Origin of the sequence: Mycobacterium sp. 1274756.6 (genome assembly GCF_001668625.1) — a bacterium.
Lineage (GTDB): Bacteria > Actinomycetota > Actinomycetes > Mycobacteriales > Mycobacteriaceae > Mycobacterium.
The window spans coordinates 38,349-52,180 of record NZ_LZLJ01000064.1 but is presented as its reverse complement, the minus strand read 5'-3'; the positions used below and the strand labels follow the sequence as shown (position 1 = coordinate 52,180).

General features: G+C 72.4%; 15 protein-coding genes. 3 read left to right on the top strand and 12 right to left on the bottom strand.

The window, feature by feature from the left end; all coding sequences use genetic code 11:
• Positions 1-13 precede the first annotated feature (13 nt).
• Both A5643_RS09865 and A5643_RS09860 read right to left on the bottom strand, forming a co-directional pair.
• Entirely contained in the window at positions 14-289 is a 276-nt protein-coding gene (locus A5643_RS09865) for an acylphosphatase (protein WP_066854401.1), read from the bottom strand.
• Positions 282-692: an OsmC family protein gene (locus A5643_RS09860; RefSeq protein ID WP_066854398.1), complete on the bottom strand. Its 411-nt coding sequence runs from the start codon at positions 690-692 to the stop codon at positions 282-284. The genes A5643_RS09865 and A5643_RS09860 overlap by 8 nt, the downstream gene beginning before the upstream one ends.
• 61 nt (positions 693-753) lie before the next feature.
• Here A5643_RS09860 and A5643_RS09855 point away from each other — a divergent pair, with 61 nt between their 5' ends.
• Positions 754-1,524 (top strand): PIG-L family deacetylase, encoded by a 771-nt coding sequence (locus A5643_RS09855; RefSeq protein ID WP_066854396.1) that lies wholly within the window; start codon positions 754-756, stop codon positions 1,522-1,524.
• A 98-nt stretch (positions 1,525-1,622) separates the two neighbouring features.
• Here A5643_RS09855 and mutM read toward each other — a convergent pair whose 3' ends face one another.
• The 10 genes from mutM to A5643_RS09805 form a co-directional block, all read right to left on the bottom strand.
• Positions 1,623-2,477 carry a bifunctional DNA-formamidopyrimidine glycosylase/DNA-(apurinic or apyrimidinic site) lyase gene (gene mutM / locus A5643_RS09850; RefSeq protein ID WP_066854394.1) on the bottom strand — a complete coding sequence of 285 codons (855 nt, stop codon included), beginning with the start codon at positions 2,475-2,477 and terminating at the stop codon, positions 1,623-1,625.
• Positions 2,478-3,182, bottom strand: a complete 705-nt coding sequence (gene rnc, locus A5643_RS09845; RefSeq protein ID WP_066854392.1) for a ribonuclease III — start codon at positions 3,180-3,182, stop codon at positions 2,478-2,480.
• Positions 3,179-3,727: a YceD family protein gene (locus A5643_RS09840; protein WP_066854390.1), complete on the bottom strand. Its 549-nt coding sequence runs from the start codon at positions 3,725-3,727 to the stop codon at positions 3,179-3,181. Before A5643_RS09840 ends, rnc begins: the two co-directional genes overlap by 4 nt.
• Before the next feature lie 64 nt (positions 3,728-3,791).
• A complete protein-coding gene (gene sepIVA / locus A5643_RS09835; RefSeq protein WP_066854386.1) occupies positions 3,792-4,529 on the bottom strand; it encodes a cell division protein SepIVA in 738 nt (245 codons plus the stop codon).
• A gap of 195 nt (positions 4,530-4,724) precedes the next feature.
• On the bottom strand, positions 4,725-5,204 hold the full coding sequence (coaD, locus tag A5643_RS09830; protein ID WP_066854384.1) for a pantetheine-phosphate adenylyltransferase: 480 nt from the start codon (positions 5,202-5,204) through the stop codon (positions 4,725-4,727).
• A gap of 24 nt (positions 5,205-5,228) precedes the next feature.
• Entirely contained in the window at positions 5,229-5,783 is a 555-nt protein-coding gene (rsmD, locus tag A5643_RS09825; RefSeq protein ID WP_082948866.1) for a 16S rRNA (guanine(966)-N(2))-methyltransferase RsmD, read from the bottom strand.
• Entirely contained in the window at positions 5,780-9,163 is a 3,384-nt protein-coding gene (locus A5643_RS09820; RefSeq protein WP_066854380.1) for a pyruvate carboxylase, read from the bottom strand. The genes rsmD and A5643_RS09820 overlap by 4 nt, the downstream gene beginning before the upstream one ends.
• Positions 9,164-9,172: 9 nt before the next feature.
• Positions 9,173-9,772, bottom strand: coding sequence for a vitamin K epoxide reductase family protein (locus A5643_RS09815; RefSeq protein ID WP_066854378.1), 600 nt, complete (start codon positions 9,770-9,772; stop codon positions 9,173-9,175).
• A 6-nt stretch (positions 9,773-9,778) separates the two neighbouring features.
• Positions 9,779-10,549 (bottom strand): DsbA family protein, encoded by a 771-nt coding sequence (locus A5643_RS09810; RefSeq protein ID WP_066854376.1) that lies wholly within the window; start codon positions 10,547-10,549, stop codon positions 9,779-9,781.
• A gap of 61 nt (positions 10,550-10,610) precedes the next feature.
• On the bottom strand, positions 10,611-11,693 hold the full coding sequence (locus tag A5643_RS09805; protein WP_066854374.1) for an alpha/beta hydrolase: 1,083 nt from the start codon (positions 11,691-11,693) through the stop codon (positions 10,611-10,613).
• A gap of 107 nt (positions 11,694-11,800) precedes the next feature.
• Between A5643_RS09805 and A5643_RS09800 the strand changes: the two genes are divergently transcribed.
• Together A5643_RS09800 and A5643_RS09795 are read left to right on the top strand one after the other, a co-directional pair.
• Positions 11,801-12,634: an aldo/keto reductase gene (locus tag A5643_RS09800; RefSeq protein ID WP_066854372.1), complete on the top strand. Its 834-nt coding sequence runs from the start codon at positions 11,801-11,803 to the stop codon at positions 12,632-12,634.
• Between the two features lie 7 nt (positions 12,635-12,641).
• A complete protein-coding gene (locus A5643_RS09795) occupies positions 12,642-13,829 on the top strand; it encodes a trans-sulfuration enzyme family protein (protein WP_066854369.1) in 1,188 nt (395 codons plus the stop codon).
• The last annotated feature ends 3 nt before the right edge of the window (positions 13,830-13,832 follow it).

Here is a 13,832-nt window from a genome sequence, read left to right as displayed (position 1 = left end):
CTACCGGGGCGGGTCAGCGCTCGCTGAAGCCGACGAAGGTGTCGCCCACCGCGCCCCAATCGGCCACCACGGTGTCGACCCGGCCGGGGGTGGTGCCGCCCTCCAGCAGCGCCAGCAGCCGCTCGCAGTCGGCCCGCGGGCCCTGCGCCACCACCTGCACCCGGCCGTCGGGCTTGTTGGCGGCGTAGCCGCTCAAGCCCAGCTCCAGCGCCCGCGACCGGGTCCACCAGCGAAAGCCGACGCCCTGGACGTGGCCGTGCACCCAAGCGGTCAGCCGCACCTCAGCCACGTTCGGTGACCTCGAAATGGATCGCGGTGCCCGACGTCAGGGTGCGCCCGACCGTGCAGCTGGCGTCGATGGCCCGCTCGACCACGGTGCGCAGCCGCTGGCGTTCGGCGTCGGTCAGCGCGGACAGGTCGAGTTCCAACTGCTCGGTGAGCTGCGGGTAGCGCTCCAGGTCCCGGTCGGCCGGGCCGGCGACGTGCACGGTCGCCGGATAGTCCGCGCCGAGCCGCCGGGACAGCGGGGCGTCGCTGGCCATGCCGCTGCAGGCGGCCAGCGCGATCTTGAGCAGCTCCCCCGGGGTGAACACCCCCGGGACGTCCTCCGAGCCGATCAGCACCTGCGCGCCGCGGGAGCTGTGCCCGGTGTAGCGCCGGGTTCCGGTGCGCTCCACCCACAGTTGCGTCATGGCTTCTTTTCTACCGTGCGGGCCGCGGCCCCGCCGCGCCCGGCGGTCATACTGTCGTGTCATGGCCACCGTGGTCGCGTTGCACGCCCATCCCGACGACGAGGTGATCCTGACCGGCGGGACGCTGGCCCGCGCCGCGGCCGCCGGGCACCGGGTGGTGGTGGTCACCGCCACCGACGGGCACCTCGACGACGCCGCGCACCGCTATCGGCTCGACGAATTGCGGTGCGCCACCGAGATTCTCGGGGTGCACCGGGTGGAGTGCCTGGGCTACGCCGACAGCGGCTACGGGCCGGTCTTCTTCGCCGACCCGCCCGGGCGGGTCCGGTTCGCCCGCGCCGACGTCGACGTCGCGGCGGGCCGGGTCGCCGAGATCCTGCGCGCCGAGCGCGCCGACCTGTTGCTCAGCTACCAGGCCAACGGCGGCTACGGGCACCGCGATCACGTCCAGGTGCACCGGGTGGGGGCGCGGGCGACTGCGCTGGCCGCGACGCCGCGGGTGCTCGAGGCGACCATGCCGCGCGAGACGTTGCGCCGGGTGGCCGCGGCGGCGCGGCTGCTGCGGCTACCCGAGCCGTATGAGGAGCGGCTGCTGGCCACCGCCTACGCTCCGCGCGCGAGCATCACCCACCGCGTCGACGTGCGCCGGTTCGCCCGGGCGAAGCGCGCCGCGCTGGCCGCGCACCGCTCCCAGATCGGCGGGGCGCAGGCCCGCGCGCTGGCGGTGCTGCTGCGGCTGCCGCCCGCGGTGTTCGGGCTGCTGTTCGGCCGGGAGTGGTTCGTCGACCCGGCCGCCGCCGGCGGGCCGGTGCGCACCGACATCTTCGACTGAAGCGCCGAACCCCTGAGATCGACACGGATTTCGGCGTTCAGCCCCGGATTCGGGCTGTTTCGGCCGTATCGGCGTCGATTTCAGGGATGCCGGCGGCTTCACCGCCGGCGCGGGCGGGGCTGGCAGCGCGGGCAGTAGAACGAGGAGCGGTTCATGAACTTCTCCCGCCGGATCACCGCGCCGCAGCGCCGGCAGCCCAGCCCTTCCCGGCCGTAGACGTCCAGCGACCGGTCGAAGTACCCGGATTCGCCGTTGACGTTGACATACAGCGCGTCGAAGGAGGTTCCGCCCGCCGCCAGCGCCTCGCGCATCACCTCGGCGGCGGCGGCCAGCACCGCGGTCAGGGCCGGCCGGGTCAGCACATCGGCCCGCCGCGCCCCGTTGACCCGGGCGCGCCACAGCGCCTCATCGGCGTAGATGTTGCCGATGCCCGACACCACGGTCTGGTCGAGTAGCTGCCGTTTGATCTCGGAGTGCTTGCGGCGCAGCACCGCCACCACCGCTTGCGGGTCGAAGCGGTCGTCGAGCGGGTCGCGGGCCAGGTGGGCGACCGGTTCGGGGACCACGGCGCCGTCGACCTCGACCAGGTCGGCCAGCAGCCAGCCGCCGAAGGTGCGCTGGTCGACGAAGTTCAGGGCGGTGCCGTCGTCGAGGAGGGTGGCGATGCGCAGGTGCGCGGTGGTGGGCGGCGGCCCGACCAGCATCTGCCCGCTCATGCCCAGGTGCACCACCAGCGCCGTGTCGGCCTCGTCGAGGGTGAGCCACAGGTATTTGCCGCGCCTCCCGGTGCCGGTGATCGTCGTGCCGAGCAGCCGGGCGGTCAGGTCGGCGGGGCCGGCCTCGTGGCGGCGCACCGCGCGCGGATGGTGCACCCGGACCGCGGTGATCGTCCGGCCGACGGCGTGGGCGGCCAGGCCGCGGCGCACCACCTCGACTTCGGGCAGTTCGGGCATTCAGACCGGTTTCTCGTCGGCCTGCCCGTCGAGGGCCTTCCAGGCCGCCGCGGCCGCCTTCTGTTCGGCGTCCTTCTTCGAGCGGCCCACCCCGGGCGGGAACCGCAGCTCGCCGACGACCGCCACGGCGGTGAACTCCTTGTCGTGGTCGGGTCCGGTGGCGCTGACCTCGTAGCCGGGGGCGCCCAGCCCGCGGGCCGCGGCCAGCTCCTGCAGGCTGGTCTTCCAGTCCAGTCCGGCGCCCAGGGTGGGCGCGGTGGCCAGCAGGTCGGCGAAGAGCCGCAGGATCACCGTGCGGGCGGTGTCGATGCCGTGCTGGACGTAGATCGCGCCGAGCAGCGATTCCATGCTGTCGGCCAGGATGCTGGATTTGTCGGCGCCGCCGGTGGTGATCTCGCCGCGGCCCAGCAGCAGGTGGGCGCCCAGGCCGCGGTCGGTGAGGCGGCGCGCCACGTCGGCCAGCGCGGCGGTGTTGACCACGCTGGCCCGCAGTTTGGCCAGGTCGCCTTCGGGCCGGTCGGGGTGGCGGGTGAACAGTTCGTCGGTGATCACCAGGCCCAGCACGGCGTCGCCGAGGAACTCCAGGCGCTCGTTGGTGGGCAGACCGCCGTGTTCGTAGGCGTAGCTGCGGTGGGTCAGGGCCAGGGTGAGCAGTTCGTCGGGCAGCTCGACGCCGCGCGCGTCGAGCAGCGGCCGGTGGGTCACTGTTGATCTCGCAGCAGACCGGCCAGCTTGGCCCAGCGCGGGTCGATCACCTCGTGGTGATGGCCGGGCTCCGCGGTGGCCATCGGGATGCCGCAGTGCGGGCACAGGCCGGGGCAGTCCTCGCGGCACACCGGCGCCAGCGGCAGCTCCAGCCCGACGGCGTCGATGATCGCCTGTTCCAGGTCGATGGTGTCGTCGACGACGCGGCCGACCTCGTCGGCGTCGGTGGTGGCCTCGGTGGTGCTGTCCGGGTAGGCGAACAGTTCGGTCAGGCCGACCTCGACGCGGTCGGTGAACTCGGCCAGGCAGCGCGAGCACTCCCCGCTGACCGGCCCGGCGACGGTGCCGGTGACCAGCACGCCCTCGGAGACCGCCTGCAGTTGCAGGTCGAGTTCCAGCGGGGCGCCGGGGGCCAGCGCCTGCATCTCCAGACCGATGCGCGACGGGCTGGCCACGGTGTGGCGCAGCGCCATCATGGTCCCTGGCCGGCGGCCCAGCCGGGCGATGTTGACGACGAGCGGCGCGTCCGGATGTGTGGTGGCCATGCCTCGATCTTACGGGCGCGGCGCGGCCGGTCGAGCCGTCAGCGGGCCCCGCGGGCGGGTGCGGTCAGCGCGTCACGTAGTCGTGGGTGCCCGCGGCGGTGCGCAGCTGGTGGCGGCCCCGGTTGACCGAGCGCAGCGTGCCGTTGAGGAACTCCTCGAACTCGGCGAGTTTGGAGTCGACGTAGATGTCGCATTCGCCGCGCAGCCGGTCGGCTTCGGCGTGGGCGGAGTCGATCATCCGGGTGGCCTCGGCGGTGGCCGAGGACACCACCTCGGTCTGCGACACCAGGCGCTGCTGCTCCTTGATGCCTTCCTGCACGGCGTTCTCGTAGGAGATGTTGCCGTTCTCCACCAGCCGGTCGGCTTCGGCCTTGGCGCGGCTGACCGCGGCGTCGTACTCCCGTTTGGCGCTGGAGGTCAGCCGGGCGGCTTCCTCCTGGGCCTCGGCGACCATGCGTTCGCTGTGCTGGCGGGCCTCGGCGACCATCCGGTCGGCCTGGGCCTTGGCGTCGGAGAGCACCCGGTCGGCCTCGGCGCGGGCGTGGTTGACCACCGATTCGGCCTCGGCGGAGGCGTTGGCGACCATGCCGTCGGCGTGGCTCTTGGCGTCGTGCAGCAGGGAGTCGCGGGCGTCGAGCACGTCCTGGGCGTCGTCGAGCTCGCCGGGGATGGCGTCCTTGATGTCGTCGACCAACTCCAGCACGTCGCCGCGGGGCACCACGCAACCTGCCGTCATCGGCACGCCGCGCGCTTCCTCGACGATGGCGCTCAGTTCATCCAGCGCTTCAAAAACTCGGTACACGGCAGCACCCTCCAGGCGTAGTTACTTGTGACCAGTGTGCCTGGTGTTGCGACTGTGACTTGGTAGCGCGGGCGGGTGTGTCGGAATCACCAGGCGTATTCCCCCAGGATAGGCCGGACCGGCCCCAGGTCGGGACGGTTGCCGGGCCGCTGCCGGCGGCGCCCTTCTCACGACCGGGCGGGGCGAGTGCGACGGTCAGCGCTCGGCGAGCCGCTCGGCCAGCCGCCGGTTCACCGGTTCGGGCAGCAGGTCGGAGACGTCCCCGCCCATCGAGGCGACCTCCTTGGCCAGCGAGGAGGACACGAAGGAATACCGCGGGGTGGTGGCCACGAAGAAGGTGTCGACGCCGGCGATGTGCTTGTTCATCTGCGCCATCTGCAGCTCGTATTCGAAGTCGGTGCCGGTGCGCAGCCCCTTGACGATCGCGGTCAGGCCGCGCTCCCGCACGAAGTCGACCACCAGGCCCTGCCCGGACTCCGCGCGCACGTTGGGCAGGTGCGCGGTGGCCTCGGCGATCATCTCCAGCCGCTCGTCGAGGCTGAACATGCCCTTCTTGGCCGGGTTGACCAGCACCGCCGCCACCACCTCGTCGAACTGCGCGGCGGCGCGTTCCAGGATGTCCACGTGCCCGAAGGTCACCGGGTCGAACGAGCCCGGGCATACCGCACCACTCATAACCGGTGACGCTAGCAGCCGCGATCAGTCGTGTTCGCCCAGCTCCAGCCGGGTGTCGCCGTAGCGCCGCGACGGCCAGCCGGCCCAGCCGGCCGGCCAGTCCAGCTCCGGGGTGGCCGCGGCGCGTTCGAGCACGGCCAGGGTCCCCGGGCCGGCCCAGCCGCCGGCGGTCAGCGCGCCGAGCAGCGCGGTCAGCTCGCTCGTGGCGACGTCGTAGGGCGGGTCGATCAACACCAGGTCGACCGGGGTGTCGGTGCCGGCGGCGACCACCGCGGCCGCCGGGGCGCGCCGCACCGTCGCGCCGGGCAGCCCCACCGCGGTGATATTGCGGGCGATCACCGCGGCGGCGCGGGCATCGGATTCCACCAGCAGCACCGTGCGCGCGCCCCGCGACAGCGCCTCCAGGCCCAGCGCGCCGGAGCCGGCGTAGAGGTCGAGCACCGCGGTGCCGGCCAGTTCGCGGCGGGCGGCCAGCACGTTGAACAGCGCTTCGCGCACCCGGTCGCTGGTCGGCCGGGTGCCCCGAGGCGGCACCGCGATCCGCCGCCCCCGGGCCCGCCCGGCGACGATGCGGGTCAGTCGATCACCACCAGCAGGTCACCGCCTTCGACCTGCGCGGTGGCCGAGACCGCGATGCGCTCGACGGTGCCGGTCGCGGGGGCGGTGATCGCGGCCTCCATCTTCATCGCCTCGATGGTCGCGATGGTCTGACCGGCCTCGACGCTGTCCCCGGCCGCCACCGCCACCGTGACCACCCCGGCGAACGGGGCGGCGACGTGGCCGGGGTTGGCGCGGTCGGCCTTCTCCGCGGTCGGGACCTCGCTGGCCACCGAGCGGTCGCGCACCAGCACCGGCCGCAACTGTCCGTTGATGATGCACATCACCGTGCGCATGCCGCGTTCGTCGGGCTCGGAGACCGCCTCCAGACCGATCAGCAACTCCACGCCGCGCTCCAGCTTGACCCGGTGTTCCTCGCCGTGCCGCAGCCCGTAGAAGAACTGGTTGGCCGAGAGCTGCGAGGTGTCGCCGTAGGCCTCCCGGTGCGCCTCGAACTCCTTGGCCGGGCCGGGAAACAGCAGCCGGTTGAGGGCTTCCTGGCGTTTGCGGCCGCCCGACCCGAGCACCGCCTCGTCCTCGGCCGACAGTTCCTCGGTGGGCCGGGCCGGGCCGCGCCCGTCCAGCGCGGTGGTGCGCAGCGGTTCGGGCCAGCCGCCGGGCGGGTCGCCCAGCTCCCCGCGCAGGAAGCCGATCACCGAGTCGGGGATGTCCACCGCGGCGGGGTCGGCGGCGAACTCCTCGGCGCTCACCCCCGCCCCGAGCAGGGCCAACGCCAGGTCGCCGACCACCTTGGAGGTGGGCGTCACCTTGATCAGCCGGCCCAGCACCGCGTCGGCGGCGGCGTAGTTGGCCTCGATCTCCTCGAAGCGGTCCCCGAAGCCCAGCGCGATGGCCTGCTGGCGCAGGTTGGACAGCTGCCCGCCGGGGATCTCGTGGGTGTAGACCCGCCCGGTCGGCGCGAGCAGCCCGGATTCGAACGGGCCGTAGACCTTGCGCAGCGCTTCCCAGTAGGGCTCGAGCTCGCAGACCGCCGACAGCGACAACCCGGTGTCGTGGTCGGTGTGCGCGGCCGCGGCGACGATCGAGCTCAGCGCGGGCTGGCTGGTGGTGCCGGCCAGCGGCGCGGCCGCCCCGTCGACCGCGTCGGCCCCGGCGTTCCAGGCCGCCACGTAGCTGGCGAGCTGACCGCCGGGGGTGTCGTGGGTGTGCACGTGCACCGGCAGCTCGAACCGCGACCGCAGCGCGCTGACCAGGGTGGCGGCCGCCGGCGGCCGCAGCAGGCCGGCCATGTCCTTGATCGCCAGCACGTGCGCGCCCGCGTCGACGATCTGTTCGGCCAGCCGCAGGTAGTAGTCCAGGGTGTAGACGCCCTCGCCGGGGTCGGAGAGGTCGCCGGTGTAGCACATCGCGACTTCGGCGACCGCCGTGCCGGTCTCGCGCACCGCGTCGATCGCCGGGCGCATCGAGTCGATGTTGTTCAGCGCGTCGAAGATGCGGAAGATGTCGATGCCGGTGGCGGTGGCTTCGGCGACGAACGCCGAGGTCACCAGCTCCGGATACGGGGTGTAGCCCACCGTGTTGCGGCCGCGCAGCAGCATCTGCAGGCAGATGTTGGGCATGGCCTCGCGCAGCGCGGCCAGCCGCTCCCACGGGTCTTCCTTCAAAAACCGCAGCGCCACATCGTAGGTGGCCCCGCCCCAGCACTCCACCGACAGCAGTTCGGGCATCATCCGGGCGATGTAGGGCGCCACCCGCGACAGGCCGCTGGTGCGCACCCGGGTGGCCAGCAGCGACTGGTGGGCGTCGCGGAAGGTGGTGTCGGTCACCGCGACCGCGGAACTGCCGCGCAGCCAGCGGGCGAAGCCCTCCGGGCCCAGTTCCAGCAGCCGCTGCCGCGAGCCCGACGGCGGCGGGACGGTCAGGTCGATGTCGGGCAGCTTGTCGTGCGGGTACACCGTCGACGGCCGCGCCCCGTGCGGGGCGTTGACCGTGACGTCGGCCAGATAGTTCAGGATCTTGGTGCCGCGGTCAGCCGAGGAGCGCGCGGTGAGCAGGTGCGGGCGCTCCTCGATGAACGAGGTGGTGATGTGGCCGGCCTGGAAGTCCGGGTCGTCGAGCACGGCCTGCAGAAACGGGATGTTGGTCGCCACCCCGCGGATGCGGAACTCGGCGACCGCGCGGCGGGCGCGGGCCGCGGCGGTGGCGAAATCACGTCCGCGGCAAGTGAGTTTGACCAGCATCGAGTCGAAGTGGGCGCTGATCCCCGCACCCAGGTTGGTGCCGCCGTCGAGCCGGATGCCGGCGCCGCCGGGGCTGCGGTAGGCGCTGATGCGGCCGGTGTCGGGCCGGAACCCGTTGGCCGGGTCCTCGGTGGTGATCCGGCATTGCAGGGCGGCGCCGTGCGGGACGATCGCGTCCTGGGTCAGGCCGAGGTCGGCCAGCGACTCCCCCGCGGCCACCCGCAGCTGCGCGGAGACCAGGTCGACGTCGGTGATCTCCTCGGTGACGGTGTGCTCGACCTGGATGCGCGGGTTCATCTCGATGAACACGTGGTGGCCGCGCTCGTCGAGCAGGAACTCCACGGTGCCCGCGCAGCTGTAGCCGATGTGCCGGGCGAAAGCCACCGCGTCGGAGCAGATCTGTTGCCGCAGTTCAGGATCCAGGTTCGGCGCCGGCGCGAGTTCGACGACCTTCTGGTGGCGGCGCTGCAGGCTGCAGTCCCGCTCGTAGAGGTGGATCACCTCGCCGTGGGTGTCGGCGAGGATCTGCACCTCGATGTGGCGGGGGTTGATCACCGCCTGCTCGAGGTAGACCGCGGGGTCCCCGAACGCCGACTCGGCCTCCCGGCTGGCCGCCTCGACGGCCTCGGCCAGTCCGTCGAGGTCGGTGACCCGGCGCATGCCCCGGCCACCGCCGCCGGCGACCGCCTTGACGAACAGCGGGAACGTCATCTGTTCGGCGGCGGCCAGCAGGTCGGCCACCGACGCCGACGGCTCCGACGAGGCCAGCACCGGCAGACCGGCCTCCCGCGCCGCGGCCACCGCCCGGGACTTGTTGCCGGTCAACTCCAGCACGTGCGCCGAGGGGCCGACGAAGGTGATGTCGGCGGCCGCGCACGCCGCGGCCAGTTCCGGGTTCTCCGAAAGGAATCCGTAGCCGGGGTAGATGGCGTCGGCGCCGCAGCGCCGTGCCGTGGCGACGATCTCGTCGACCGACAGGTAGGCCCGGACCGGGTGGCCCTCCTCGCCGATCTGGTAGGACTCGTCGGCCTTGAGCCGGTGCATCGAGTTGCGGTCTTCGTACGGGTAGATCGCGACCGTGCCCACACCGAGTTCGTTGGCGGCGCGGAACGCCCTGATGGCGATCTCACCCCGGTTGGCGACCAGCACCTTGGAGATCACGGGTACCCCTTAACCGAGCGTTAGCCAATAATCCTGAAACCGGACGAATATCAACAGGATCAACGCGATGAACCATAACGCAGTCAACGTCCAGCGCCACCGGTGCAGAACCTGCAAAATCTTGTGTCCCGGCTCGGCGTTCCCGGCAATAGTTGCGGACACCACCAGCAGCGGAATCGTCACCGCCCAGACCACCATGCAGTACGGGCACAGCGCCCCGATGACATACAGGCTCTGATAGATCAGCCAGTGCACGAACGCCGTGCCCGCGGCCAGCCCGGCGGTCAGCCCGACCCAATACCATTGCGGCAGCCGCACTCCGGCCACCGCGAGCACCCCGGTGGTGGCGACCACGGCGAAGGCGGCGATGCCGATCAGCGGGTTGGGGAAGCCCAGCACCGCCGCCTGCGGGGTCGACATCACCGACCCGCACGACAGCACCGGGTTCAGGCTGCACGACGGCACGTAGCCGGGGTCGGCGAGCAGCCGGATCTTCTCGACGGTCAGCGCCAGCGAGGCGACCAGTCCGATCACACCGCCGAGCAGCACCCACCACGCGCTCAGCGCCGGTACGGCGCCGCGCTCCGGCGCGGGCGGGGCCTCAGACACGAGCGGTCACGACTGCTTGTTGCCGGCCGCCGCCGCGACCGCCGCGGCCTCGTCGATGCCGGGCACGTCACCGACGATGCCGCGGATCTCCTTGACCAGCGCGGCCGGGTCCTTCGGGCTGTAGTCCTCGCCGTTGATCCGGATCGTCGGGGTGCCCTCGATCTTGCCCGCCGCGGCCATGCCGTCGACGAGCTTGAGGTACTTGCCGCTGTTGACGCAGTCCCGCACCGTGCCCGCGGCCCCGGCCTGGCGGGCCAGCTCGATCAGCCGGGCGTTGTCGGGGAAGGTCGCGGCGGTCTCCAGCGGCTGCAGGTCGGGGCTGAACAGCATGGCGTGGAAACGTTCGAAGGCCTCCATCGACTCGTCGGCCACGCAGTAGGCGGCCGCCCCGGCGCGGCCCGAGTAGTTGTCCCGGCCGCGCTTGCTCAGGATGTTCGACGGGTGGTAGTCCACCGCGATCGCCCCGATGTCGACCAGCTTGTCCAGCGTCTTCCCGAAGTTGTGCTCGAAGTTGGCGCACGCCGGGCACAGGAAGTCCTCGTAGACGGCGACCACGGCCTTCGGGTCGTCGGAGTCGTCCGCGGTGACCACCTGCGGGGAGGCCACCCGGATCGGCTGGCCGTCGCTGGGCTTGGCGCTGTTGGAGATGACGATGTAGCCGACCAGCGCCACCGCGAAGAGCACCACGATCGCGGTCATGCCGATCTGGATCGCCAGGTTGCGTCGGCGATCGGCGGCCTTGAGGTCGTAACCGGGTCGTTTCGGTTTCTTGGACACGGATCTGCTCAGCTTCCTCGCGAGGTCGGGGGAGAAACGTCCTAACAGCGTACCGGCGGGTTCAGCCCCGGCTGAGGTGGGCACGCAACGCGGAGACCACCTCGGTCATGGCCGCGCCGCTGCCGCCGCCGAGCGCGAACAGGTTGGCGAAGCCGTGCACCAGCGACCCCATCCGGCGCAGGTCCACCTCGGTGCCCGCGGCGGCCAGGGCGGCGGCGTACCGCTCCCCCTCGTCGCGCAGCGGGTCGAACCCGGCAGTGATGACGAGCGCGGGCGCCAGCCCGGCGTGATCGCCGGCCAGCAGCGGGGAGACCGTCGGGTCGGTGGCGGTCAACTCCGATCCGCTCAGGTACTGCTGTTCGAACCAGTCCATGTCGGCCTTGGTCAGCAGGAAGCCGTCGGCGAACAGGCTGCGCGAGCGGGTCCGGGCGGTGAAGTCGACGGCCGGGTACAGCAGCCACTGCAGCACCGGGGCGGCGCCGCCCTCGTCGCGGGTTCGCAGCGCCACCCCCGCGGCCAGGTTGCCGCCGGCGCTGTCCCCGCCGACCGCGACCCGCGCCGGGTCGGCGCCGAACTCGGCGGCATTGGCCTGCGCCCACCGGAACGCGGCGTAGGCGTCCTCGGCGGCGGCGGGCGCGGGATGTTCGGGCGCCCGCCGGTAGGCCACCGACAGCACCTGGATGCCGGCGTCGCGGCAGACCAGCCGGCACAGCGCGTCGTGGGTGTCCAGGTCGCCGATCACCCAGCCCCCGCCGTGGTAGAAGACCAGCAGCGGCACCGGCCGGTCCCCGGGCGGCCGGTAGTGGCGGGCGGCGAGCTCCCCGGCCGGGCCCGGGATGGTCAGCTCGGCGGTCGCGACGTGGATCTCCGGGCCGCCCAGCGCGGCGGTGGTCCGGCTGATCAGCGCGCGGGAGGCGGCCGGGTCGCCGTCGACGACCAGCCCGTTGACCCCGATGGCCCGCTGCGAGGCCAGCATCAGCTGCACGGTGCGGTCCAGGGTGTTGCCGTCGATGGTCACCGAGCGCCCCCCGGTGAGCAGCCATTTCGCGGCCGCCGGGAGCCGCGGCAACACCTTGCTGCCCACCGCGGTGAACCGGTCGGCCACCCGGCCGGAGATCCGCACCCCCGGTACGCTACGTATCATCGCTGCTCCCTCGTTGACGACCAACGACGGTAACCCGTTATCGTGTTGCGCGAACCGACCGGGCAGAAATTTCCGCAGAATCGACCAAACTTTCACGGGCAGGTGAGATGGCTACCGATATCCCCACGATCGGCCTGAACGACGACAACACCATGCCGGTGTTGGGCGTCGGGGTCGGCGAGCTCTCCGACGCGGAGGCCGAGCGGGCCGTCGCGGCGGCGCTGGAGGCCGGGGCACGGCTGATCGACACCGCCGCCGTCTACGGCAACGAGGCCGGTGTCGGGCGGGCGATCGCCGCGTCGGGGGTCCCGCGCGCCGAACTGTTCGTCACCACCAAGCTGGCCATCGCCGACCAGGGGTTCTCCAACGCCCAGACCGCGGGCAAGGCCAGCCTGGAGCGGCTCGGCCTGGACTACATCGACCTGTACCTGGTGCACTGGCCGGCCGCGCCGCAGGGCCAGTACGTCGACAGCTTCGGTGGGATGGGCACCCTGCAGGAGGACGGCCTGACCAAGTCGATCGGGGTGTCCAACTTCACCGCCGAGCACCTGAGCACGGTCATCGACCTGACGTTCATGACCCCGGCGGTCAACCAGATCGAGCTGCACCCGCTGCTCAACCAGGCCGAGATGCGTGCCACCAACGCCGAGCACAACGTGGTGACCCAGTCCTACAGCCCGCTGGCCAACGGCGCGGTGCTCGACAACGCCACCGTGGCCGAGATCGCCGCCCAGTACAGCCGCACCCCCGCCCAGGTGCTGCTGCGCTGGAACCTGCAGCTGGGCAACGCGGTGGTGTTCCGCTCCACCAGCGCGCAGAACATCGCGGGCAACCTCGACGTGTTCGACTTCGAACTGGCCGAGGAGCACATGAGCGCGCTCAACGCCCTGCACGACGGCACCCGGGTGCGCCCGGACCCGGACACCTACACCGGCCAGTAGCCGGCCGATGCGCGAGCCCGCCGACACGCCGGGGCTGTCCACCCGCAGCGTGCACGCCGGTGACCGCCGCGACCCGCTCGGGGCGATCCACACCCCGGTCTACAACCAGTCGACGTTCGCCTTCGCCAGCACCGCCGACCTGCTCGACGTGATCGAGGGCCGCCGGGCCGGGCCGCTCTACACCCGCTACGGCGGCAACCCGACGGTGGCCGCGCTGGAGGGCAAGCTCGCCGACCTCGAGGGCGCCGACGCGGCGCTGGCGTTCTCGGCCGGGATGGCCGCCACGTCGGCCACCGTGCTGGGCCACCTGCGCGCCGGGGACCAGGTCCTCTGCGTCGGCGACGTCTACGGCGGCACCTATGAGCTGTTCACCGAGAACCTGCCGCGGCTGGGCATCACGACGACGTTTCTGCGCGCCGCCGACGCCGACCGGCTGGCCGAGGTGCGCACCGCCGCCACCCGGATGGTGTTCTTCGAGTCGCCGTCGAACCCGACGCTGGAGGTCGTCGACATCGCCGCGCTGGCCGCGGCCGCCCGCGCCGCCGGGCTGCTCAGCGTCATCGACAACACCTTCGCCACCCCGGTCAACCAGAACCCGCTGGCCCACGGCGTGGACCTGGTGTTGCACTCGGCGACGAAGTATCTGGGCGGGCATTCGGATCTGACCGCGGGCACGCTGATGGGGCCGGCCGACCTGCTGGCGCCGGTGGCCTTCTGGCGCAAGAACCTCGGGCAGATGATCGCCCCAGAGGTCGCCGCCCTGCTGGCCCGCTCCCTGCGGTCGCTGCCGGTGCGGATGGCCCGCCACAACGACAGCGCCGCGGCGGTGGCGGAGTTCCTGGCCGAGCACCCGCGGGTGGTGCGGGTCAACTATCCGGGGCTGGCGACCGGGGCGGCCCGCGCGGTCGTCGACAAGCAGATGCGCGGGCACGGCGGGATGCTGTCGCTGGTGCTCGACGCCACCGCCGCGCAGACCGCCGCGGTCGTCGACCGGCTGCGGCTGTTCGCCATCGCCGGCAGCCTCGGCGGGGTGGAGAGCCTGGCCACCCAGCCGATCACCACCAGCCACCACGGCATGGCGCCGGCCGAGCGGGCCGCGCGCGGCATCGGGGACGGCATGATCCGGCTCTCGGTCGGTCTGGAGGATCCCGCCGACCTCATCGCCGACCTGGCGCAGGCGCTCGACGCGACCTGACCC